The 24,403-nt window shown below is 65.0% G+C and carries 18 protein-coding genes; 10 read left to right on the top strand and 8 right to left on the bottom strand.

From position 1 onward, the window contains the following. Positions 1-192: 192 nt before the first annotated feature. From OKW27_RS23410 to OKW27_RS23395, 4 genes are all read left to right on the top strand, one after another. Positions 193-1,077: a MurR/RpiR family transcriptional regulator gene (locus OKW27_RS23410; RefSeq protein WP_429335031.1), complete on the top strand. Its 885-nt coding sequence runs from the start codon at positions 193-195 to the stop codon at positions 1,075-1,077. Continuing rightward, positions 1,070-2,089, top strand: a complete 1,020-nt coding sequence (iolG, locus tag OKW27_RS23405; protein WP_429335030.1) for an inositol 2-dehydrogenase — start codon at positions 1,070-1,072, stop codon at positions 2,087-2,089. The genes OKW27_RS23410 and iolG overlap by 8 nt, the downstream gene beginning before the upstream one ends. Beyond that, a complete protein-coding gene (locus tag OKW27_RS23400; RefSeq protein ID WP_429335029.1) occupies positions 2,086-3,132 on the top strand; it encodes a Gfo/Idh/MocA family oxidoreductase in 1,047 nt (348 codons plus the stop codon). The genes iolG and OKW27_RS23400 overlap by 4 nt, the downstream gene beginning before the upstream one ends. A gap of 134 nt (positions 3,133-3,266) precedes the next feature. Further along, a complete protein-coding gene (locus OKW27_RS23395) occupies positions 3,267-3,494 on the top strand; it encodes a sulfurtransferase TusA family protein (protein WP_026225937.1) in 228 nt (75 codons plus the stop codon). Between the two features lie 100 nt (positions 3,495-3,594). On the opposite strand, the gene galU is transcribed toward OKW27_RS23395, so the two are convergent. Continuing rightward, positions 3,595-4,476 carry a UTP--glucose-1-phosphate uridylyltransferase GalU gene (gene galU, locus OKW27_RS23390; RefSeq protein WP_090801031.1) on the bottom strand — a complete coding sequence of 294 codons (882 nt, stop codon included), beginning with the start codon at positions 4,474-4,476 and terminating at the stop codon, positions 3,595-3,597. Between the two features lie 62 nt (positions 4,477-4,538). Further along, on the bottom strand, positions 4,539-7,418 hold the full coding sequence (locus OKW27_RS23385; protein WP_429335028.1) for a valine--tRNA ligase: 2,880 nt from the start codon (positions 7,416-7,418) through the stop codon (positions 4,539-4,541). Positions 7,419-8,218: 800 nt separating this feature from the next. On the opposite strand from OKW27_RS23385, the gene OKW27_RS23380 reads away from it, so the two are divergent. Beyond that, on the top strand, positions 8,219-10,582 hold the full coding sequence (locus OKW27_RS23380) for a UvrD-helicase domain-containing protein (protein ID WP_090801027.1): 2,364 nt from the start codon (positions 8,219-8,221) through the stop codon (positions 10,580-10,582). Further along, a complete protein-coding gene (locus OKW27_RS23375) occupies positions 10,579-11,373 on the top strand; it encodes a 5'-methylthioadenosine/adenosylhomocysteine nucleosidase (RefSeq protein ID WP_429335027.1) in 795 nt (264 codons plus the stop codon). The genes OKW27_RS23380 and OKW27_RS23375 overlap by 4 nt, the downstream gene beginning before the upstream one ends. Positions 11,374-11,417: 44 nt before the next feature. On the opposite strand, the gene OKW27_RS23370 is transcribed toward OKW27_RS23375, so the two are convergent. Next, the gene (locus tag OKW27_RS23370) at positions 11,418-13,322 is read right to left on the bottom strand and encodes a propionate--CoA ligase (RefSeq protein WP_429335026.1); all 1,905 of its coding nucleotides are present in this window, start codon (positions 13,320-13,322) and stop codon (positions 11,418-11,420) included. 383 nt (positions 13,323-13,705) lie between these two features. On the opposite strand from OKW27_RS23370, the gene OKW27_RS23365 reads away from it, so the two are divergent. After that, a complete protein-coding gene (locus tag OKW27_RS23365; RefSeq protein WP_429335025.1) occupies positions 13,706-13,948 on the top strand; it encodes a hypothetical protein in 243 nt (80 codons plus the stop codon). A 632-nt stretch (positions 13,949-14,580) separates the two neighbouring features. Here the strand turns inward: OKW27_RS23365 and OKW27_RS23360 are convergent. Continuing rightward, positions 14,581-15,846: an MFS transporter gene (locus tag OKW27_RS23360; protein WP_429335024.1), complete on the bottom strand. Its 1,266-nt coding sequence runs from the start codon at positions 15,844-15,846 to the stop codon at positions 14,581-14,583. A gap of 481 nt (positions 15,847-16,327) precedes the next feature. On the opposite strand from OKW27_RS23360, the gene OKW27_RS23355 reads away from it, so the two are divergent. Beyond that, entirely contained in the window at positions 16,328-17,929 is a 1,602-nt protein-coding gene (locus OKW27_RS23355) for a methyl-accepting chemotaxis protein (RefSeq protein WP_429336585.1), read from the top strand. Positions 17,930-17,944: 15 nt separating this feature from the next. Here the strand turns inward: OKW27_RS23355 and OKW27_RS23350 are convergent, their stop codons facing one another. The 4 genes from OKW27_RS23350 to OKW27_RS23335 are packed head-to-tail and all read right to left on the bottom strand — an operon-like array spanning position 17,945 to position 22,883. Beyond that, complete coding sequence (locus tag OKW27_RS23350) at positions 17,945-18,838, bottom strand: efflux RND transporter periplasmic adaptor subunit (protein WP_184021775.1); 894 nt, start codon at positions 18,836-18,838, stop codon at positions 17,945-17,947. 13 nt (positions 18,839-18,851) lie between these two features. Then, positions 18,852-19,052 carry a DUF1656 domain-containing protein gene (locus OKW27_RS23345; protein WP_018421177.1) on the bottom strand — a complete coding sequence of 67 codons (201 nt, stop codon included), beginning with the start codon at positions 19,050-19,052 and terminating at the stop codon, positions 18,852-18,854. After that, a complete protein-coding gene (locus tag OKW27_RS23340) occupies positions 19,042-21,261 on the bottom strand; it encodes an FUSC family protein (protein ID WP_429335023.1) in 2,220 nt (739 codons plus the stop codon). Before OKW27_RS23340 ends, OKW27_RS23345 begins: the two co-directional genes overlap by 11 nt. 8 nt (positions 21,262-21,269) lie before the next feature. Continuing rightward, entirely contained in the window at positions 21,270-22,883 is a 1,614-nt protein-coding gene (locus tag OKW27_RS23335; RefSeq protein ID WP_429335022.1) for an efflux transporter outer membrane subunit, read from the bottom strand. A gap of 155 nt (positions 22,884-23,038) precedes the next feature. On the opposite strand from OKW27_RS23335, the gene OKW27_RS23330 reads away from it, so the two are divergent. Then, complete coding sequence (locus OKW27_RS23330) at positions 23,039-23,977, top strand: LysR family transcriptional regulator (protein WP_429335021.1); 939 nt, start codon at positions 23,039-23,041, stop codon at positions 23,975-23,977. Between the two features lie 237 nt (positions 23,978-24,214). Continuing rightward, positions 24,215-24,367 carry a hypothetical protein gene (locus tag OKW27_RS23325; RefSeq protein ID WP_167544144.1) on the top strand — a complete coding sequence of 51 codons (153 nt, stop codon included), beginning with the start codon at positions 24,215-24,217 and terminating at the stop codon, positions 24,365-24,367. Positions 24,368-24,403: the final 36 nt, after the last annotated feature.

The raw sequence follows: 24,403 nt of genomic DNA, 5'->3' as shown, positions 1-24,403 counted from the left end.
GCCGAAGCGCCATCGCTCACGACCAAGAGTAGGTCATCTTCCGAAGCCTTGCAAAGAAAATTTCATGACAAATAAAAATGGAAAATACGTTCCATTTGACGGGGCGGCCGCCTATACTCGGCAACGTCGGATGCATGCTGCGGCGGGCCGTGGGCGCGTCTGCCGCATTGCAGGAAACCCCGAGAGGCAGTCATGGCGGAACAGATCACCGAAGAAACGGTGCCGAGCGTCGACGAATTGATGCAGCGCATCGCGGATACCTACGAGTCGCTGCCGCGGCAGTTGAAAAGCGTCGCGACGTACATCGAGCAGCATCGCGCAAGCGTGATGATGGACCGCACGAGCGATATCGCCGCGAGCTGCGGCGTGCATCCGTCGGCGGTCGTGCGCTTTGCGCAGCGTTTCGGCTTTTCCGGGTTTTCGGATCTGCAGGCGGTGTTTCGTCAGGCGTATACGGGGCAGGGCGTGTCGTCGTCGAGCTATCAGCAGCGCATCCGCAAGCTGATCGACGAGAAGCCCGGCACCTTGTCGGGCGGCGCGGTCGCGCGCGAGTTCATCGCCGCGTCGCGCGGCGGCCTCGAAGAACTCGAAGCGGGCCTCGACGACAAGCAGTTCGACGCCGCCGTGAAGATGCTGCAGCAGGCCGACAACATCTACGTGATCGGCGTGCGGCGCTCGTTTCCGGTCGCGAGCTACATCGTCTATGCGTTGCAGCACACGCATAAGCGCGTGCATCTGGTGTCTGGCTTCGGCGGCATGTATCGCGATCAGATCCGCAGCGTCAGGAAGGGCGACGTGGTGATTGCGATCAGCTTCGCGCCGTACGGCAAGGAGACGCAGTACTGTCTGCGCGTCGCGCATCATCATCAGGCGAAGACGCTCGTCATTACGGATAGCCAACTATCGCCGCTCGCACGCTACGCCAGCACGCAGCTGTACGTGAAAGAGGGCAGCGCGTTCGCGTTCCGCTCGCTGACCAGCACGATCTGCCTGTGCCAGGCGCTCTTCATCGCGCTCGCGTACAAGCTCGAACTGAACGTTGAAGAATCCAACGACACTGGAGGCTACGATGACTGACGCGGTAAACACGATCGACGTCGCCGTATTCGGCGCGGGGCGCATCGGCAAGATCCATGCGGCGAATCTCGCGCGGCAGCCCGGCGTGCGGCTCAAATACGTGGTCGACGTGAATCGCGAGGCGGCCGCCGCGCTCGCCGCGCAGCATGGCGCGCAGGTTGCGGATAGCGACGGCGCGATCGGCGATGCATCGATCGGCGCGACCGTGATCTGTTCGAGCACCGACACGCATGCGGACCTGATCGTCAAATCGGCCGCGCAGAACAAGCACGTGTTCTGCGAGAAGCCGGTCGATCTCACGTTGGAGCGCGCGCGGATGTGCGCAGAAGCGGTGGAGCGCGCCGGTGTCGTGTGCATGATCGGTTTTCAACGGCGCTTCGATCCGACGTTTTCCGCGTTGAAAGCGCGTCTCGACGCGGGCGAGATCGGCACGGCGGAAATGCTCGTCGTCACGAGCCGCGATCCGGGCGCGCCGCCGGTCGAGTACATCCGGCACTCGGGCGGCATCTTCAAGGACATGCTGATTCACGACTTCGACATCTGTCGCTGGATTCTCGACGACGAAGCCGACACGCTGCACGCCACCGGCAGTTGCCTCACCGACCCCGCGATCGCCGACGCGGGCGACATCGATTCGACCGCGGTGACGATCCGCACGAAGCGCGGGCGGCTGTGCCAGATCAACACCGCGCGGCGCGCTGCCTACGGCTACGACCAGCGTTTCGAAGTGCTCGGCAGCACCGGCATGCTGCAGGCAGGCAACGTGCGGCCCACCGAAGTCACCGCGTACTCGAAGACGGAAGTATCGACCGACGTGCCCGAGGCGTTTTTTCTCGAACGCTATCGCGCGGCATACGCGCTCGAAATCGCGCATTTCTTCGACGCGGTCACGCATGGCAAGCCGGTGCGCACGACCGTCGCGGATGGCCTGAAAGCGCTCGAACTCGCGGAAGCCGCGACGCGGTCGTGGCGCGAGGGCCGCGCGGTCAAACTCGGCGAGGCAGCGCAATGAAGCCCGCCACGGAGCGCTTGCGGATCGGCGTGGTCGGCCTTGGGCGGCTTGGCAAGCGGCATGCGGAGAACCTCGCGTATCGCGTGCCGGGCGCGACGCTCACGGCCGCGTGCAGTCCGCTCGAAGATGAACTGGCATGGGCGCGTGATGCACTACCCGAACCGCGTCTCTACACCGATTACGCGGACCTGCTCGCCGATCCGCGCGTCGACGCGGTATGGCTCGTCACGCCGTCATCGCTGCACGCGCAGCAGATCGTCGACGCATTGCGCGCCGGCAAGCATGTGTTCTGCGAAAAGCCGCTGTCGCTCGATGTCGCCGAATGCGAGCGCGTGCTGGCCGAAGCGGCGCGCTATCCGCACCTGCAGGCGACGATCGGCTTCATGCGCCGCTTCGATCCGAGCTACCGCGACGCGTTCGATAAAATCGCCGCCGGCCAGATCGGCCGGCCGTTCCTCGTGCGCTCGCAAACCACCGATAAAAACGACGACGACGGTTTCTTCGTGCGCTTCGCGGCGACCTCGGGCGGCATCTTTCTCGACTGCACGGTGCACGACATCGACGTCGCCCGCTGGCTGCTCGGCAAGCCGCGCGCGACGCGCGTGTTCGCGGCGGGCACGGTCGCGCTGCACGAGGGTCTGCGCGAATTCGGCGACGTCGACAACGGTGTCGCGATCTGCGAATTCGAGGGCGGTAAGCTCGCGATGTTCTACGCGTCGCGCACCCAGGCGCACGGCAACGATACGCACAGCGAAGTGATCGGCACGGCGGGCGCGCTGACGATCGGCCGCAATCCGCGCGCGAACCGCGTCGAGATCTACGACGCGACCGGCATTCGCAACGAGTGCACGCCGAACTTTTTCGACCGGTTCGAGGACGCGTTTCTGCACGAGGCACGCGCGTTCGTCGCATTGGTGCGAAAAGGGCCGGGGAAGGGCGATGCGGCACAGCGTGGCGCGACGCTCGCCGATGCGCTCGAAGCGACGCGTATCGGCGTGGCGCTGCGCGAGTCGCTGCAAAGCGGCGAGGCGGTGACGCTGTAACGGCGCGCGGCACGGCTCGCGTGGAAATGGGCGTCGTGGCGATGTCCGGCGCCGCCGCTCCGCCTGCTGTAAAATTTGACCCTCTGTCCGGCGTCGTCAGCGACGCCCCGTCCCGAAGGTCATCGTCGATGCAAATTCAGATTCACAAGGAAGTCGATGCGCGCGGGCTCATGTGCCCGCTGCCCATCCTGCGCGCCAAAAAGGCGCTCGCCGACATGGAAAGCGGCCAGATTCTCAAGGTGCTCGCCACCGATCCCGGCTCGCAGCGCGATTTCGCCGCGTTCGCGAAGCAGACCGGCAACGAGATCGTCGAAAGCTCGGCGCATGACAAGGTGTTTACGTTTCTGATGCGGCGTCGTTGAGCTGCATTGGGTAAAACTGTCGGTCCGATGTAAAAAAAGAAGGCGCTGTCCCCATTATTCGGGGTACAGCGCCTTCTTCGTTTCAGCCGGACTTTCGACGTCAGCCTTCGAGAACCGGCGAGCGGGTACGCAGATATTCTTCGAAATCGGCGGCGACTTCCGGGTGACGCAGGGCGAACTCGACGGTCGCCTTCAGGTAGCCCAGCTTGCTGCCGCAGTCGAAACGTGTGCCGTGATACTTGTACGCGAGCACCTGTTCGTCGGCGAGCAGCGACTGGATCGCGTCCGTCAGTTGCAATTCACCGCCCGCGCCCGGCTTGATGGAGCGCAGGTGATCGAAGATGCGCGGCTTCAGCACATAACGGCCCACCACGCCGAGGTTCGACGGCGCCACGCCCGGTTCCGGCTTTTCGACGATGCCCGACATCTTGATGATCGAGTCTTCCCATTCCTTGCCGTCGACGATGCCGTACGATTTCGTATCTTGCGGCGGGATCTCTTCGACGCCGATCACCGAGCTGTGATAGTGATCGAACACCTCGATCATCTGCGTCATCACGGGCGGCGTGCCGTACAACAGGTCGTCCGCGAGAATCACGGCGAAAGGGTTGTCGCCTACCAGCTTCTCGGCGCACAGCACGGCGTGGCCGAGGCCCAGCGCCTCGGCCTGGCGCACGTAGAAGCAGTCGACGTGGCTCGGCTTGATGCTGCGCACGAGTTCGAGCAGCTTGTCCTTGCCGCGCGCCTCGAGTTCGGCCTCGATCTCATAGGACTTGTCGAAATGGTCTTCGATCGCGCGCTTGCTGCGGCCCGTGACGAAGATCATTTCGGTGATGCCGGCCGCCATCGCCTCTTCCACCGCGTACTGAATCAGCGGCTTGTCGACGATCGGCAGCATCTCCTTCGGGCTAGCCTTCGTGGCGGGGAGGAAGCGGGTGCCAAGACCGGCTACCGGAAAGACCGCCTTCGTAACTTTTAGCATGTGAATACCCTGAGTCCTCTGGTTTAAATCCTTGCCCGCCGTTGAGGGGGCGGGCGCGTCGGTCAGGCCGGCAAGCGGGCCAGTTGGGCTTTCAGCTTGCCGACGGTGGCTTCGAAATCGGCCAGCCGCTTCTGCTCCTGTTCCACGACCGCCGCCGGCGCCTTCGCAACGAAGGCCTGATTCTGTAGCTTACCGTTGCACTTGACGATTTCGGCGCTCAACCGCGTGATCTCTTTCGACAGGCGTTCGCGTTCGACCGCTGCGTCGATTTCGACCTTCAACACGAGCTTGTCCGTTCCTACGATAGCAATCGGCGCGCCATCCGCCTGGGCGTCGAGCGCGGCCTCGTCGGCGATGATCTGCACCTCCGATAGACGCGCAAGTGCCTGAGCGTAAGGCGCGAAAGTACGAAGACGCTCCGCATTGCCGGTGGCGAGCAACGGCACCTTCACCGCCGGCGACAGGTTCATTTCTCCGCGCAGATTACGGCATGCATCGATCACCGCTTTGAGGTCGGTCGCCCACCGCTCGGCGTCTTCATCGAGCTTCGACGGCTCCGCGACGGGATACTGCTGCACCATGATGGACGCCTCGCCCTCGGCCTTGCCTTCCGGGTAGCGTCCCGCGAGCGGCGCCACTTTCTGCCACAGCGCTTCGGTGATGAACGGGATCACCGGATGCGCGAGGCGCAGCACCGTTTCGAGCACACGCAAAAGCGTCCGCCGCGTGGCACGCTGCTGGTTCGGCTGCCCCGTCTGGATCTGCACTTTGGCGAGTTCAACGTACCAGTCACAATATTCGTCCCATACGAACTTGTATATGGCGTTGGCCACATTGTCAAAACGATAGTCGGAAAAACCCTTGACGACTTCCGCTTCCACGCGCTGCAGTTGCGACACGATCCAGCGGTCGGCCTGCGAGAAATGCAGATTGCCTTCTGGCCCGCATTCGCCACATTGCGCCGGCTGGCCGAAACCGCAGTCGTGGCCTTCGCAGTTCATCAGCACGAAGCGCGTGGCGTTCCACAGCTTGTTGCAGAAGTTGCGATAGCCTTCGCAGCGCGCGAGGTCGAAATTGACGTTGCGGCCGAGCGTGGCCATCGACGCCATCGTGAAGCGCAGCGCGTCGGTGCCGAACGCCGCAATGCCGTCCGGAAACTCCTTGCGGGTCTTCTTCTCTATCGACGCGGCCAGCTTCGGATTCATCAAGCCGGTGGTGCGCTTCGCGACGAGCGCGTCGAGGTCGATGCCATCGACGATGTCGATCGGGTCGAGCGTGTTGCCCTTGCTCTTCGACATCTTCTGGCCTTCGGCGTCGCGCACGAGACCGTGCATATAGACCGTTTCGAACGGCACCTTGCCCGTGAAGTGCGTGGTCATCATGACCATGCGCGCGACCCAGAAGAAGATGATGTCGAAGCCGGTGACGAGCACCGACGACGGCATGAAGTGCTTGAGTTCTTCGGTTTCGTTCGGCCAGCCGAGCGACGAGAACGGCACCAGAGCGGACGAGAACCACGTGTCGAGCACGTCTTCATCGCGCTTCAACGCCCCCGTGTAGCCGGCCGCGACGGCCTTTGCGCGCGCGTCCTCTTCGGTCTTGGCGACGAACACTTCGCCGTTCTCGCCGTACCACGCCGGAATCTGGTGACCCCACCACAGCTGACGCGAGATGCACCAGTCCTGGATGTTTTCGAGCCACTGGTAGTACGTGGTGGTCCAGTTTTCCGGCACGAATCTGATCTGGCCGTTGCGCACGACGTCGAGCGCGGTTTCGGTGATCGACTTGCCCGGATTGAACGTGCCTTCGGGCGCCGGCTTGCTCATCGCGACGAACCACTGGTCGGTCAGCATCGGCTCGATCACGACGCCGGTGCGGTCGCCGCGCGGCACCATCAGCTTGTGCGGCTTGACCGATTCGAGCGCACCGAGCGCCTCGAGATCGGCGACCACCAGCTTGCGGGCTTCGAAACGGTCGAGGCCGCGGTATTTTTCGGGCGCGTTGTCGTTGATCTTCGCGTCGAGCGTGAGGATTTCGATTTGCGGCAGCTGGTGGCGCAGGCCGACCTGATAATCGTTGAAATCATGCGCGGGCGTGACCTTGACGACGCCTGTGCCGAATTCGCGGTCGACGTAATCGTCGGCGATGATCGGCACTTCGCGGTTCGACAGCGGCAGCGTGATGGTCTTGCCGATCAGGTGGGCGTAGCGCTCGTCTTCCGGGTGGACCATCACGGCGGTGTCGCCGAGCATGGTTTCCGGACGGGTGGTGGCGACGGTCAGATGGCCCGAGCCGTCGGTCAACGGATAGTGGATGTGCCACAGGTGGCCGTTTTCTTCTTCGCTGACCACTTCGAGGTCGGATACGGCGGTGAGCAGCACCGGGTCCCAGTTCACGAGGCGCTTGCCGCGATAGATCAGGCCCTGTTCATACAGACGCACGAACACGTCGCGCACGGTGGCCGACGTCTTGTCGTCCATCGTGAAGTATTCGCGCGACCAGTCGATCGATGCACCGAGACGACGCACCTGATTCGTGATCGTGGAGCCGGATTGCTGCTTCCACTCCCACACGCGCTCGACGAACTTCTCGCGGCCGAGGTCGTGGCGCGACACGCCCTGCGCGTCGAGCTGGCGTTCGACGACGATCTGCGTGGCGATGCCCGCGTGGTCGGTGCCCGGCACCCACAGCGTGTTCTCGCCGAGCATGCGGTGATAGCGGGTCAGGCCGTCCATGATGGTCTGGTTGAACGCGTGGCCCATGTGCAGCGTGCCCGTGACGTTCGGCGGCGGCAGCTGGATCGAGAAATCCTTGCGGTTCGCGTCGAAGGAGGGCGCGGCGTAGGTGCGCTTTTCCCATTCAGGGCCCCAGTGGGCTTCGATGGTGTGGGGTTCGAAGCTTTTTGCAAGCGTCGAGGTCGGGTCGCTCGGGGTGTCGCTCATGTTTCTGTTAAAGGCAGGATTTTGGAGGCGGGGAAGGGTTGATTATAGCTGGACGAGGTTTTTTGCCGGCCGGCGGCCGGTGTGGACAGGGGTTATGCTTTTTTCGTTGTTCTGGCTTGGTTGGCCTTTCCTTGCTGACTTATCGGTCTATTAGCGTTGCCCCTGTGCGGGGCGGCACCTACTTTCTTTGCAGCAGCAAAGAAAGTAGGCAAAGAAGACAGCTCAAACCGCAAACTCTTAAGCGGGTCCCTCGGTCCGCATAAGGTAGTGGTGCATCTGGAATCCGTGCTCTCGCACATTCCGCGCTTGCGACACGGCTGTCATTCTTCCGGCGGCGCTGCGCGCGCCGAAACCCCGCTCAAAAACCACTGGTTGTTTCGGCGCGTCGCCGAGGCGCAGCCGACGGCCCCCGCTGCGCGGGCCAAACCATTGGTTTCCCTGGTAGACCCGTCCGCGACGCACGTAGTGCGGAGTGGGAGGGATGATGGCTTTGTCACGAACGGGGAATGTGCGGGGGCACGGATTCCAGATGCACCACTACCCCTTCCAAGCCAGGGGACCCGCTTAAGAGTTGGCGGTTTTAGCTGTCTTCTTTGCCTACTTTCTTTGCAGCAGCAAAGAAAGTAGGTGCCGCCCCGCACAGGGGCAACGCTAATAGACCGATAACAAAGCAAGGAAAGGCCAACCAACCCAGAACAACGAAAAAACCCCAACCCATATCCAGAAGAACAAAAAAACCAAAAAAAGCGCCGCCCCCGCCGGGGCATATAATGTCCCCCGAACTGCGCCTAAGCAAAAAAATGCCCGACCTCCTCTCGAATCTAAACCCCGAACAACACGCCGCCGTAACGCTCCCGAATGAGCCCGCCCTGATCCTGGCGGGCGCCGGCAGCGGCAAAACCCGCGTCCTGATCACCCGCATCGCGTGGCTGATTCAGCAAGGCCTCGCGTCCCCCGCGACCGTCCTCGCGGTGACCTTCACGAACAAAGCCGCCCGCGAAATGATGGCGCGCCTCTCGGCGCTATTGCCGATCGACACGCGCGGCATGTGGATCGGCACGTTCCACGGCCTGTGCAACCGTATGCTGCGCGCGCATCACCGCGACGCCGGGCTGCCCGCCACGTTCCAGATTCTCGATACCGCGGACCAGCTGTCAGCGATCAAGCGCCTGATGAAGGGCCTCAACATCGACGACGAAAAGTACCCCGCGAAAAATCTCCAGTACTTCATCAACAACGCGAAAGAGCAGGGCCTGCGCCCCAAAGACGTCGACGCCACCGACAACTTCAACCGCAAGTTCGTCGAACTCTACGAAGCCTACGATCAGCAATGCCAGCGCGAAGGCGTCGTCGACTTCCCCGAGCTGCTGCTGCGCTGCTACGAACTGCTCGCGCACAATCCGCCGCTGCGCGCGCATTACCAGGCGCGCTTCAGGCACATCCTCGTCGACGAGTTTCAGGACACCAACAAGCTGCAATACGCGTGGCTGAAGCTGCTCGCGGGCCAGCACAACGCAATCTTCGCGGTCGGCGACGACGACCAGTCGATCTACGCGTTCCGCGGCGCGAACGTCGGCAACATGCGCGACTTCGAGCACGAGTTCAACGTGCGCAATCTGATCAAGCTCGAGCAGAACTATCGTTCGCACGGCCATATTCTCGATGCCGCCAACCAGCTGATCGCGAACAACTCGCGACGCCTCGGCAAGAATCTGCGTACCGACGCGGGTCACGGCGAACCGGTGCGCGTCTACGAATCGGCGACCGATTCGCAGGAGGCCGGCTGGATCGTCGAAGAGATCCGCGCGCTGATCAACACCGGCCTGTCGCGCAGCGAAATCGCGGTGCTCTACCGCAGCAACGCGCAGTCGCGCACGATCGAGCACACGCTCGTCAACGCGGGCATCGCGTATCGCGTGTATGGCGGCCTGCGCTTTTTCGAACGTCAGGAAGTCAAGCACGCGCTCGCATACCTGCGCCTGATCGACAACCCGAACGACGACACCGCGTTCGGCCGCGTCGTCAATTTCCCGACTCGCGGCATCGGCGCGCGTTCGATCGAACAGCTCGCCGACGCGGCGCGTCTGTACAACTGCTCGATGGCCGCGGCGATTCCGTACGTCGCCGGCAAGGCCGGCTCGAGCCTCGCCGCGTTCGCGAACCTCGTCGGCAAGATGCGCGCCGACACGCAGCAGATGAGCCTGCCGGAGACCGTCGAGTACGTGGTCCGCGCGAGCGGTCTCGCCGACTTCTATCAGAACGAGCGCGAAGGCCAGGAGCGGCTCGAGAACCTGCAGGAACTCGTCAACGCGGCCGCCGCGTTCGTCAGCGAGGAAGGCTACGGGCTCGATACGCCCGCGCGCTCGATTCCGCTGCGCCCAGGAGCCAGCGCCGCGCCCGAACTCGCGGTCGCGACCGACGATCCGACCACGGTGGTCCTCGACGCACCGGGCGTCGCCGATCCGGCGCAAAACCCCGACACGATGACGCCGCTCGCGGGCTTTCTGTCGCACGCATCGCTCGAAGCGGGCGACAACCAGGCGCAGGCCGGCCAGGAAGCGGTGCAGCTGATGACGGTGCACGCGGCAAAGGGGCTCGAATTCACCGCGGTGTTCATCACCGGCCTCGAAGAGGGGCTGTTCCCGCACGAGAACAGCGCGATGGAGGCCGACGGCCTCGAAGAGGAGCGGCGTCTGATGTACGTCGCGATCACGCGCGCGAAGGAGCGGCTGTACCTGTCTTTCGCGCAGAGCCGGATGCTGCACGGCCAGACCCGCTACAACATCCGCTCGCGTTTCTTCGACGAATTGCCGCACGAAACGCTGAAGTGGCTGACGCCGAAGGTCGAGGCGGGCTCGCGCTGGGGCGGCCGCTCGGACAACGCCGGCTACGGGCGCGACTGGTTCGCGCGGCCGGGGTACGGCGGCGGTTCGGCGTCGACGGCGGCGGTGACCTCCGCGCCGGCGCCCGCGTTCGCGAACGAGCAACGCGCGGCCGACACGGGCTTCCGCGTCGGCCAGCAGGTGTTCCATACCAAGTTCGGCGAAGGCACGATCACCGCACTCGAAGGCAACGGCACCGACGCGAAAGCGCAGGTCCGCTTCAAGCGGCACGGCGAAAAGTGGCTGGCGCTGGCGGTGGCTAAATTGCAGGCGGTCGAATGAGCACGCCCTTGAATCTCAGCCACGATGCGCGGCGGCCGCTCGGCGTTCTGGCCGCGTTACCGCAGGAACTCGGCGACCTGATCGAAGCGATGCGCGCCGAGTCCGGCGTGCGCACGGTCACGCACGGCCAGCGTGACTACCACGTCGGCACCGTGCACGGCACGCCGTGCGTCGTCACGCTCGCGCGCATCGGCAAGGTCGCGGCGGCCGCGACGGTCAGTGCGCTGATCCACGCGTTCGATGTCGAGGCGATCGTGTTCACCGGTGTCGCGGGCGGTGTCGGCGGCGACGTGCATGTCGGCGATATCGTCGTTGCGAGCGCGCTGATGCAGCACGATGTCGACGCGTCGCCGCTTTTTCCGCGCTTCGAGGTGCCGCTGCTCGGCATGTCGCGCTTCACCACCGATGCGGCGCTCGCCGACCGTCTGATGGCCGCATGCGAGCAGTTCGTCGCCGAGGAAGGCGCGGCCTGCGCGGTGCGCTTCGGCACGCGCGCGCCGCGCGTGCATCGCGGCTTGATCGTCAGCGGCGATCAGTTCGTCGCGAGCGCGGCGGCCGTCGCGGCGTTGCGCGACGCGCTGCCCGATGCGCTCGCGGTCGAGATGGAAGGCGCGGCGATCGCGCAGGTCTGCTACGAGTACGGCGTGCCGTGCGCGGTCGTGCGCACGATCTCCGATACCGCCGACGACCACGCGCCCGGATCGTTCATGTCGTTCCTGACCGGGATCGCGGGCACGTATTCGAACGCGATTCTCGCGCGCTTTCTCGGCACGCGAGACACCGCGGGCTGAGCGCGCGCCTGTTCGTCCGCCTGGTCGCCCGCTGATCGGCCCGCTTATTTCTTCCTGCCGTCGCCGAGCGCGTCGCGCACCTGCTGCAGCGCGGCCGGATCTTCGATCGTCGGCAAATCGCCCGGCTCGCGCCCTTCGGCGAGCGCCGCGATAGCGCGGCGCAATAGCTTGCCGGAGCGCGTCTTCGGCAGCATCGATACCATCACCACGCGCGCGGGCCGCGCAATCGAGCCGAGATGGCGGTCCACCGTCATCGCCAGCTCGGCTTCGAGCCGCGCGCGCTCGCTCGGGTCGCCTTCTCCCTGCGCGCCGCGCAGCACGACGAAGGCCATCGCCGCCTGACCCTTGACCGGATCGGTCACACCGACCACCGCGACTTCCGCGACAGCCGCATGGCTCGACAGCGCCTCCTCGATCTCGCGCGTGCCGAGACGATGGCCCGCGACGTTGATGACGTCGTCGGTGCGGCCGAGGATCGTCACGTAGCCGTCCTCGTCCTGCACGCCCCAGTCGAACGTCGAATACACCTGTTGGTTCGGCACGCTCGACCAGTAGGTGCCGACGAAGCGCTTGTCGTCGCCCCATACCGTCGACATGCAGCCCGGCGGCAGCGGATAGTCGAGCGCCAGCACGCCTTTCTCGCCGGGCGCGCAGGGCTCGCCGGTCAGCTCGTCGCGCACGGTCAGGCTATAGCCGATCGAGGGCACGCCCGGCGAACCGAGCTTGGTCGGCAGTGCCTCGATGCCGCGCGGAATCGCGAGCATCGGCCAGCCGGTTTCGGTCTGCCAGTAGTTGTCGATCACCGGCTTGTTCAACGCGTTGGAGATCCATTCGGCGGTCGGTTCGTCGAGTGGTTCGCCGGCGAGAAACAGCGTGCGCAGGCTCGACAGATCGGCTGCCTTCATCAGCGCCGGGTCCTGCTTCTTCAGCACGCGTATCGCGGTCGGCGCGGTGAACATCAGGTTGATCTTGTGCTGTTCGACGAGCCGCCACCAGATGCCGCCGTCCGGACGAATCGGCGTGCCTTCGTACATCAAGGTGGTCAGCCCCGCGATCAGCGGCGCGTACACGATGTAGCTGTGGCCGACCACCCAGCCGACGTCGGACGCGGTGAACATGGTGTCGCCGGGCTTGCCCTCGAAGATGTATTCCATCGATGCCGCGAGCGCGACCGCATAGCCGCCGACATCGCGCTGCACGCCCTTCGGTTTGCCGGTCGTGCCCGACGTGTACAGCACGTACGACGCCTCGTTCGATTCGAGCCACTCGCACGGGACGTGGGCGTCGAAGAACTGTTCGCGCAGCGGCTCGTAGGCGACGAGGTAGGGTGCGTTCAGTCGCGCGGGCGCGAGCTGCCGGTCGATCAGCAGCACATGCGGTGTCTTGTGCATGGCGCGCGCGAGCGCTTCGTCGACGAGCGGCGTGTAGTCGACCACCTTGCCGCCGCGCGCGCCGGCGTCGGCCGTGACGATCAGCACGGGCTTCGCGTCGTCGATACGCGTGGCGAGGTTCGGCGCGGCGAAGCCGCCGAACACGACCGAGTGGATCGCGCCGAGCCGCGCGCAGGCGAGCATCGCGAACAGCGCCTCGGGGATCATCGGCAGATAGATCAGCACGACGTCGCCGCGCTTCACGCCGAGCGAGCGCATGACGGCGGCCATCCGGTTGATTTCGGCGTACAGATCGGCATACGTGTAGTGCCGCTCGATGCCGGTTTCGGTCGATACGTAGACGAGCGCGTTCTGCTGCGCGCGTTCGGCCAGATGCCGATCGACCGCGTTATGGCAGAGGTTCGTGCGACCGCCGACGAACCAGCGCGCGAACGGCGGCTTCGAGCGGTCGAGCACGGTGCCGAATGGCGTGTGCCAGTGAATGCGCTGGGCTTCTTCGCGCCAGAAGGCTTCGGGATGGTCGATCGAGCGGCGGTGGAAATCGCGGTAGCGGGTCATCGGCGGCGATCCTCGTGCGGCGGGAGTGGACGGGGTTGGATGAAACGGAATCGCAAATTGCGCGCCGGTGCGGCGCTTGTTATGCGCACAAGCATAGCCACGGGCGGGAGGGGGGGCAAGCGGGTTCGCCGTAAGGGCGAAGGGCAACAGAAGAAAGTCGTTGTTCGTCATTTTCATCCGTCGCCCATTTGTTGTTTCTGCTCCGCCAGGTAGGGTAGAGGCGATCAACGTGACAGGTCGTTTTCCCCCAGGATGGTGAGGCTTGCATGTTCAATCGACACGCTTCCGAGCGTGGTAGATCGGGCGTTCCTGCCTGCGCGACCTGAAGGAGGCGGCTACGCCGTCGCCAGATTGCTACATTCCATTGACGGTTAGGTACTGACATGCGGAAGTCCAGCATCGCCCGTTTTCTCGCTGGCGTAGTTCTGCTTGCCCTTGACGTTGCGGTTGCTGCGTTTAACGTGATTAACCTGGACGAAGCGTATGGAAGCGGCGAGCCCTATTATTCGCGCACGACGAACATGGACAAGTGGAGCGATCCTTTGCCGGTGCTGGCTGTTGTCGACGGTGTTGTGGTTATCGTCATTGCGGTGGGTTTTTTGCTGTGGAGGCGGATGCGGGGCTAAGGCGAGGGTAGTGTTCTTTGCGGTGTTGGCCTTTCCTTGCTGACTTATCGGTCTATTAGCGTTGCCCCTGTGCGGGGCGGCACCTACTTTCTTTGCTGCTGCAAAGAAAGTAGGCAAAGAAGACAGCTAAAACCGCAAACTCTCAAGTGGGTCCCTAGGTCCGCATGAGGTAGTGGTGCATCTGGAATCCGTGCTCCCGCACATTCGGCGCCAGTGACAAGGCCGTCATTCTTCCGGCGGCGCTACGCGCGCCGAAACCCCGCTCAAAAACCACCGGTTGTTTCGGCGCATCGCCGAGGCGCAGCCGACGGCCCCCGCTGCGCGGGCCAAACCATTGGTTTCCCAGGCAGACCCGTCCGCGACGCACGTAGTGCGGAGTGGGAGGGATGATGGCTTTGTCACGAACGGGGAATGTGCGGGGGCACGGATTCCAGATGCACCACTACCCCTTCCGAGCCAGGGGACCCGCTTAAGAGTTTGCGGTTTGAGCTGTCTTCTTTGCCTACTTTCTTTGCAGCAGCAAAGAAAGTAGGTGCCGCCCCGCACAGGGGCAACGCTAATAGACCGACAAGACAACAAGGAAAGGCCAACACCACACGATAAGGAAAAAGCCCCAACCCCGCGGCACGCGCTCACCCTTTAACCCGCTTCCCCTCAACATCCGGCAACAAAACAGTGAGCACCCCAATCAACGGCAAAAACGAACAAACCTTATAAACAAACACAATACTGGTAGCGTCAGCGAGTTCCCCAAGCACCGCGGCGCCCACGCCGCCAAGCCCAAAGGCAAAACCAAAGAACAACCCAGCCACCATCCCAACCTTCCCAGGAATCAACTCCTGCGCATAAACAAGAATCGCCGAGAACGCCGAGGCGAGCACCACCCCAATAACAACCGTCAGCACACCAGTCCAGAACAGATTCGCATACGGCAACAGCAGCGTAAAAGGCGCGACGCCAAGAATCGACACCCAGATCACGTACTTGCGCCCGATCCTGTCGCCGATCGGCCCGCCGATCACCGTACCCGCCGCGACCGCCGCGAGGAACACGAACAGATGGATCTGCGCGGCCTGCACCGACAGATGGAACCTGTCGATCAGGTAGAACGTGAAATAGCTATTGATGCTGGCGAGATAGAAGTACTTGGAGAACACCAGCAACACCAGCACGCTCATCGCCAGGATGATCTTGTTACGCGGCAGCGTCACATGCGCGCCCTGGCCGCGCGCCTTCCTGACCGACGGATGACGCTTGTACCAGCGGCCGATCTGCGTGAGCACGACGATCGCGACGAGCGCCGCCGCCGAGAACCACGCGATGCTGCGTTGCCCGTGCGGAATCACGATCAGCGCGGCGAGCAGCGGCCCGAGCGACGAACCCGCATTGCCGCCGACCTGGAACAACGACTGCGCGAGCCCATGACGGCCACCCGAGGCCATCCGCGCGACTCGCGACGACTCCGGATGGAACACCGACGACCCGCAGCCGACCAGCGCCGCGGCGACCAGCAGCACGCCGAAGTTCGGCGCGACCGACATCAGCAGCAGCCCGGTCAGCGTGAAGCCCATGCCGACCGGCAGCGAGTACGGCTTCGGATGTTTGTCGGTATAGCTGCCGACGAGCGGCTGCAGCAGCGACGCGGTGATCTGGTAGGTCAGCGTGATCAGACCGATCTGCCCGAACGACAACGAGAAGTTGTCCTTGAACATCGGGTAGATGGCGAGGATCAGCGACTGGATCATGTCGTTGAGCAGGTGCGAAAAGCTGATCGCACCGAGCACGGAATACACCGTGCGCTGGACCTTGGCGGCCGCCGGCGCAGCGGCGGCCGGGGACGTGCTCGCCCCCGTGGCGGATGCGCCGGCAAGGGCGCTTTTATCGAGGCTCGTTTCCATACGCTAGAAAAAAGATCGGGAAAACGGTGGAATGAAAGATCGGCACCGAAAACCGGTGCGGGCAGCACGCCTCGTAGGCGCGTTCCGCGAAGCACTGCGGCGTTTCGTCGTGGCAACCGGCGTTTTGAATATCTAGCCGAAGTTTAATGTGGCCGAAGCGAATTGTAAGGACAAGTTTTGTCGCGAATCGGACAAGGGGGCGGATGACTTTTCATTCGGCGGTGAAAGGACGAATCGTCAGCTCTTTGCCTGAAGAAACTTTTTTTGGCGAGTTTTTGGCCACGGTATAAAGCGCTCGCGATTGCGCGGCTCACGAAGCGGCGCGTCGAACATGGAACCGGGAACGGCAAGCGGCGCACGACCCGCCGCGGCCTGCGCAAGCGAAATTCAAGATCGCGGGGCGGGCTGCCGTAGACCCGGAGAGATAAGTGGTGATGCCGGAACCGACCGTCCGGCGCGTCGACATGTGGAGACGGGGATGATGAAAGCAGTGGCACACAGCGCAGCGGCAACGAAGTTCAACGGCCTGTCGGTCAAGGCGACGCTGCGGATCGCGTTTGCGATTCTGCTCGCCGGCACGCTGCTGATCGGCGTGTTTTCGCTGCTGCAGATCGGCCGGCTGAACGCGTCCGCGCAATCGATCTACGACCAGGGCCACGTCGCGAGCCGCGCCGCCGAGGAAGCGCGCGGCCACATGCTACGCGCGAGCCGCGCGCAAAAGATGCTGCTCACCGCGACCACGGCGAAGGAGCGCGACGAACTCGGGGCCGACATCGAGAGCGGCCTCGCGGGTCTCAACGAGCAACTGCGTACGCTCCAGCAGTACGTCGATAAGTCGGACGTGAAGGCGGTCGGCGCGCAGAAGGCGTTCACCGCGGCGGTCGCGGCATGGAGCGGTCACCTACGCGACTTCGTCACGCTCGTGAAAGCGCAGCCGCTCGATCTGTCGCAGATGAACTGGCAGGTCGGTACGCAGGACGTGTCGCTGCTCGTCGAAACCGGCAAGCTCGAAAAGCTCGTCGACGAACTCGTCGCGCAGCGCGGCACCGCCGCGAAGGCGACGATCGACGCGTCCGGCTTCATCTATCACTCGTCGTTCGTGATGATCGCGGCGATGACGCTCGCACTGATCGTGCTCGCGGTCGGCATCGCCGCGTGGGTCGTGCGGCGCCTCACCGCGCAACTCGGCGGCGAGCCCGCGTACGCGAAGGAGATCGCGCGCCGCATCGCCGCGGGCGATCTGTCGAATCGCATCGCGCTCGGCGGCAAGGACCGTGCGAGCATGCTGTTCGCGCTGTCCGACATGCAAAGCGGACTCGCGACGACGGTTGCCGACATCGCGTCGAGCGCCGATGCGATCGCGACCGCGTCCGCGCAGATTTCGATGGGCAATCTCGATCTGTCGCAGCGTACCGAACAGCAGGCGCTCGCGCTCGAGCGCACCGCGAGCAGCATGGAGCAACTGACCTCGACGGTGCGTCAGAACGCCGACAACGCAAAGCAGGCGAGCACGCTCGCGAACAACGCGTCGGCCATCGCCGAGCAGGGCGGCGCGGTCGTGAGCCGCGTGGTGGCGACGATGAACGACATCAACGACAGCGCGCGCAGCATCGGCGACATCATCGGCGTGATCGAGGGGATCGCGTTCCAGACCAACATCCTCGCGTTGAACGCGGCCGTCGAGGCGGCGCGCGCGGGCGAGGAGGGGCGCGGCTTTTCGGTCGTCGCGGCGGAAGTGCGCAATCTCGCGCAGCGCAGCGCGGCGGCCGCGAAGGAGATCAAGGGCTTGATCCAGACTTCGGTCGAGCGCGTCGGCAACGGCTCGACGCTCGCCGCTGACGCCGGTCAGACGATGGACGAAGTCGTCAAGGCCGTGAAGCGCGTGACCGACATCATGGGCGAGATTTCGGCGGCGTCGTCCGAGCAGAGCGCCGGTATCGAGGCGATCAGTCTCGCGGTCACGCAGATGGACTCGGGCACGCAGCAGAACGCCGCGCTGGTGGAGGAGGCCACCGCCGCGGCCCGCTCGCTCGACGATCAGGCGCGCGGGCTGAAGGCGATGGTGGGGCAGTTCAGGCTATAAAAGGCGGCGCGGGCGTCAGCTCGCGTTGGCCGACGAGGAGCCGGAGCCCGTCCCCGGCCGCACCACCACCGTGCAGGTCGTGCCCGCCGCCAGCATCACGTCGGGCGGCACCGAGTCGATCCGCACGCGCACCGGCACGCGCTGCGCGAGGCGCACCCAGTTGAAGGTCGGATTCACGTCCGCGAGCAGTTCGTGGCTCTGCGGATTGTCGCGGTCGTAGATGCCGCGCGAGATGCTCTCCACGTGGCCTTGCAGCGTGCCGCCGCTCATCAGCCGCACTTCGGCCTGATCGCCGACGCGCACGTGCGGCAGCTTGGTTTCCTCGAAGTAGCCATACACCCAGAACGAGTGACTATCGACGATCGCGAGCTTCGCCGCGCCGGCGCTCGCATAGTCGCCGCGGAACACGGACAGGTTCGTCACGTAGCCGTCGACCGGCGACACCACGCGCGTGCGTTCGAGGTTCAGCTTCGCGGCGTCGAGCGCGGCGAGTGCCTGCTGATAGGCGGCGTCGGCGGCGGACGCGGTATGCGTCGCGTTTTCGCGGCTTTCCTTCGACACCACCTGCGAATCCATGTCGGCACGCCGTTGCGCGTCGTCGCGCTTCATCTGCAACTCGGCCTTGCGCGCGGCAACGGCGGCCTGCGCCTGCTCGACCGCGATCTGGTAATGCGACGGGTCGATCTGCATCAGCAGGTCGCCCTTCTTCACGAGCTGGTTGTCCTTGACCGGCAGATCGACGATCGCGCCCGACACGTCCGGCGCGACGTTGACGATCTCGGCGCGCACGCGGCCGTCGCGGGTCCACGGTTCGTCCATGTAATGGACCCACAGCACGCGGCCAATCACGATCGCGACGATGAAAATGACGGCTGTCGCGATGAAGCCCACAAGATTTCGGATGGTCATGTTTCGACTCTGATCAACGATAAACGGCGAGGCCGAGAAGGCCGCACACGGACACGAGCAAGCTGGCCCGGAACAGGGAGGGGTGCCACACCACGCGATACAGGCCCGTATAGGCGATCACGCGATCGACGAGCCAGGTCAGCGCGGCGCCCGCGATGAACAGCAGCACAATGGCCGGCACATAGGCATCGAGCACGGCGATATCACGCGGCATGAGGAACTCCTTTTTCTTCTGATGCGTCCGCGCGCGCGCCGATCGCCGAGGCAAGCGGCGACTGCGGATCGAGCAGCGCGGTACGGATGAAATGCAGTTGACTGAGGATGCGCAGCAGCTGATGGCGTTCTTCACGCGACGGCGTGAAGCCGGCCATCAGTTGCTGCACTTGCGCGATCGCATCGGCGGTCGCCGCGAGCGCGCGCGCGAAGTGCTGCTGCCGCGGCCGCTCGAACAGCGCCGCGAGCGCGTCGCGCAGCGCGCGCAGCGCGACGCGCCACGGTGCCGCTTTGTGGTAGCGCGGCTCGTTGGGCAGCGTCGCGATTTCGCGGCGCAGGTCGATCACCGCGGTGCCGACCTCCAACACCGAAAACAGCCAGCGCAGCGTGTCGCGCTTCGTTTCGGGCTCGTTCTGCGACAGCGCGTTGATCTGGAACATCAGATCGCGCGCGCCGCTTTCGAAGCGCGAGCGCACGCGTGCCAGACCCGCGCGGCCAGCCAGCACCACCTGGCGGCGCAGGTCGACGAGCAGGCGGTTGCGCAGCCACGGCGTCGACGGCGGCAGCAGCACCGCGAACGCGATCGACGACACCAGCATCGACAGCACCAGCGCGAGCGCGTCGTTCATGAACGCGCTCGGGTCGTAGTGAATCACGTTGTCGGGGCCGGCGAGGAAGCAGAAGAAGATGCAGTAGCCGACGCCGTAGCCCGCGAGCGTCGCACGCGTGGTCATCAACACGCCGAGCAGCAGGAACGGCGTGAGCGCGACGCACAGCATCACGAAGCCGTCGATGTGCGGATACACGCCGAACACCGCGATCATGCCCATCAGCGTCGCGAGCACCGTGCCGCCGGCCATCTTGAACGCGGTGCGCTTCGGATCCGGCGACGCCGACGCGAGCGCGCACACGGCCGCTGCGACCAGCGTCAACGTCGAGCCGCTCGGCCACGCGGTGGCGATCCAGAACGCCCCGAGCACCATCATCACGATGGCCGCGCGCAGGCCCGCGACGCAGGCCGCGATCGCGTTGGTTTTCGGCTCGTAGCGCTCGATCCAGCGTTCGCGCGCGTGCTTGTCGACCGCGAGCGACGCGTAGGTCGCCGCGTACGCATGCAGGTCGTCGATGAAGCGGTACAGCAGCTCGGCGCCCGTGTCGAAATCGAGCAACGGTGCGTCGGGGTGCGTTTCGAGCTCGTCGCGCGTCGCGCGCACGCGTTTGGGCAACTCGCTTCTGTAGGTGTCGAGCTGGGCCGCGGCGTGCGCGGCGTCGGCCGCGCTCAGCACCGGCTCGCCCGACTTCGCGAGCAACGGCGCGATCTCCTTGAAGTACGGTTCGAGCGCGGCGATCGCGATCGCCGCGCCGTGCGTGCCGCTGTCGCGCAGACGGTTCATCAGCTGATGCAGCGCGTGAAAGCGCGTCGACGCGGTCATGAACTCGCTGTTCAGACGCGCGAGGCGCCCGCCGCGCATCCGCGAATCGGGGCCTTCGAACACGGCGATGCTGCGCGCGGCCTCGAAGCCGACGATGTCGGCGACGAAGCGCGCATTGGTCGCCTCGATCTGGGCGCGGTCGTTGCGCCCGGCAAGCGACGCCGACACGTACTCGACGAACGCGGAGAAGCGCGCACGCACGGTGCTGCGCATCTGCAGGCCGGCGAACTGCGGAAACACGAGGCCGCTGACCGCGCCCGCGCAGATGATCCCGATCACCACTTCCGCGACCCGCGTGAGCGCGCTCAGGAACGCGCCGTCCGGATGCTGCGAAGCGGGGATGCCGATCAGCGCGGCCGTGTAGCCCGCCAGCACGAAGCCGTACGAACGGAAGTTGCGATTGCGCGCGGCGCCGGCGGTGCAGATGCCGACCCAGATCGCGGTCGTGACGAGGAACAGCTCCGGCTGCTGCGCGAACAGTCCGATCAGCGCGAGCATCACGACGAGACCGACCAGCGTGCCGCAGATCCGATAGAAGCTTTTCGCGAACACCGCGCCGCTTTGCGGCTGCATCACGATGAACACGGTGGTCATCGCGGTGCGCGGCTGCGGCAGATCGAGCTTCATCGCGATGCCGAGCGCGAGGAAGCACGCGGCGAGCGCCTTGAACAGATAGATCCATACGAGGCCGTCGGTGCGCGCCCAGTGGGCGGCGGCTTCGTAGAGCGCGGCGAACGAGGCGGGGCGCGCGCTCGACGGGGAGGGCGAGGAGGACATGGCCTTCCTTACTCGGACGCGGGCGCGTTCAAGGCGCGCGAGGCGGTGGTGGCGGTGATGGCTGCGTTGGTCCTGGCGTTGGCATCTGCTGTTGCCGTGTCGCTACTCGCCGCGTCGCTCTTGCTCTCGCCGCTGCCCTTGCCATGCGCCGGCAACGTTTCGTTATCCCGCGGACCGTTGGCCGGATCGTCGAGACCGCCGCCGAGCGCCGTCATCAACGACGCATGCGCGCCGAGCCGCTCGGCCTGCACTTTGGCGACACCTTCCTGCGCGCGCAGCAACTGGTTTTGCGCGACCAGCACGTTCAGGTAGTCGGTCAAGCCGCGCCGGTAGCCTTCGCGCGACAGCTCGTAGTTCCTGCGCGCGGCGGCGACCGAGCGGTCGGCGTCGTCGGCCTGGGTGGTCAGCGAACGGATGCGGATCACCTGGTCCGAGATGTCCTTCAGCGCGCCCACGATCGACTGGTTGTAGCGCTCGATGGCCTCGTCGTAGCCCGCCGACGCCGCGCCGAGCTGCGAGCGCAGCCGGCCGCCGTCGAAGATCGGCAGCGTCAGCGCGGGACCCACGCTCCAGCTATGCGACGGACTCTTCAGGAACTGGAACAGCGGCCCCATCGCCGCATAGCCGCCGATCGACGCGAGCAGGTTGATGTCCGGATAGAACCCGGCCTTGGCGACGTCGATGCCGCGCGCCTGCGCGGCGACCGTCCAGCGTGCCGCGACCACGTCCGGCCGGTGGCCGATCAGATCCACGGGCAGCGCGGCCGGCAGACCAGCGGGCGCGGCGAGCGACAGCGCCGGGCGCTGGATCGCGTCGCCGGCGCCCGGACCCTTGCCCGCGAGCGCGGCCAACTGATTGCGGCCGAGCGCGATCTTCTCCTCGATCGCGTCGATCTGGCGCTCGTACTCGGGCATCGGCGTCTCGGCCTGGCTCACTTCGAGCTGCGTGCCGATGCCGCCCTTCAGGCGCCGGTTCGCGAGGTCGACGATCTGCTGCTGTTGCTGCAGCGTGGCCTTCGCGATGTCGAGCAACGCGTAGTTCAGCGACATCTCGATATAGGTGCGCACGACGTTCGCCTGCAGTTCGAGCTGCGCGGCGCGCGCGTCGGCGGCGCTGGCGTGCGCGAGGTCGAGCGCGCGCTCGGCGGCGTTCTTGTCCTTGCCCCAGAAATCGAGGTGATAGGCGAGGCCGAGCGTGCCGGTGTTGTTCCACGACTGCTCGCCGGCGAGCGGCCCCGGACCGTAGTACACGTTGTCGGCCCACTGCTGGCGCTGGATCGACAGACTACCGTTGACTTGCGGCGCGAGCGCCGCGCGCGCGACGCCGGCCATCGACGCCGCCTCACGCACGCGCGCCTGGGCGACCGCGAGACTGGGATTGCCGGCTTGCGCGTCCCCGATCCACCGGTCCAGCTGCGGATCGTCATAGGCGCGCCACCAGTCGGCGGCGGGCCACTGCGCGTCGGCGTTGGCGGCGCGGATTGCGTTGCCCGCGTCGAGCGACGCAGGATTGATCGTGTGCGTTTGCGGCGCGACGCCTCCGGTACTTGCGCATCCGGCGATTGTTAATAGGATCGTAAGAACCGCGGCTGCGGCGATCCCTTTGGGTACCGGAGACTGCACGATTTCCTCCAAATTTGACTATAGAAGCTTGTGCGCAATTATATTTTTTGATCGATTGCGGAATAACCGGTAAGGATGCAAGGCATTTTTACCAGACATGAGACAATCGCCATTGCTGATCGTGTAACAATCGCTGCCGATTTCTGAGGATAGGTATGGACACGCTTCAAAACATGCGCGTTTTCGTCCGCGTCGTCGAAGCGGGCAGCTTCACGGGCGCCGCGCAGCATCTGAATACGACGACGGCCTACGCGTCGCGCGCGGTTTCCGATCTGGAAGCGCATCTGCGCACGCGGCTTTTGAACCGGACCACGCGCCGCATCGCGCTGACCGAAGCTGGCGAGCGCTATCTGCAGCGCTGCGAGCAGATTCTCGCGTACGTGGATCAGGCGGAGGCCGAGGCGAGCGATGCGCACGCGCGTCCGTCCGGCAAGCTGAAGGTTCACGCGATGACGAGCTTCGGCCAGCACTACGTGGTGCCGGCCGTGGGCCGTTACCAGCAGCGCTACCCGGACGTGCATATCGAACTGACGCTCGCGCAGCGCATGCCCGATCTGCTCGACGAAGGCTTCGACGTGTCGCTGACGCTCGCGACCGGCCTGCCGGATTCGGGGCTCGTGTCGCAGCGCCTTGGCAGCGCGTTCAGCATTGTGTGCGCGTCGCCGGCGTACCTCGAACGGCGCGGCGTGCCGCAAACGCCTGCGGACCTCGCGCAGCACGCCTGCCTGCAGATGGTGACGCCGGTGAATCCGCCGGACAAATGGACCTTCGACGGCCCGAACGGCGAGGAAGTGGTCTCGCTCGGCGCGGCGACGTTTCAGGTGAACGTGGCCGAGGCGATGGTCGTGGCCGTCGCCCAGGGCATGGGCGTAGCGCTGATTCCGATCTACTCGGCGATCAGCCGTTTGCGCAGCGGCGAACTGCTGTGGCTGATGCCCGGGTACACGTCGCAGCAGATGAATCTGTATGCGCTGTATCCGTCGCGGCAGTATCTCGATGCGAAGATCCGCACGTGGGTCGAATTCCTGCGCGACGAGTTGCCTTCGACGCTGGCGGCGGATCAGGAGGAGTTGCGGCAGTTCGCGCGGACCTGAACGGTCTGCTCGTCATGCATTGACGTTCGAGCGGCACGCGGAGTGGGCACGCGGAGTGGGCACGCGGCGTGGGCACGCGGCGTGACAGCCTGTTACACACGCGCCGCGCCGCAACATTTCTTTACTTCTCACGCGCAGTCGATTTGTTAACGTGTCGTTCACGCGCCGCCGCTCCGGCCGGACGCGCTGGATTCGGCGCCGTTCGGCGCCTCGCAACCACTGAAGGACGACACACTCATGGATACGCACCTGATGATCGGCTTGGCCGTCATGTTTGGACTGATCGGCGTCGCCGCGTCGCGCGATCTGCTGCGCCGCATGCGCGAACAGCAGCCGCAGCTCGTGCCGGTCGAGGTCGAGTCACAGGATGCGCCGCGGCGCGAGCGGTGAGCGGCGGCGGGTTGATCTGACGCAAGAGGCCCGCTA

It is taken from the genome of Paraburkholderia sp. 35.1 (assembly GCF_050436525.1).
Lineage (GTDB): Bacteria > Pseudomonadota > Gammaproteobacteria > Burkholderiales > Burkholderiaceae > Paraburkholderia > Paraburkholderia tuberum.
This window is presented reverse-complemented; position numbering and strand designations above follow the sequence as displayed.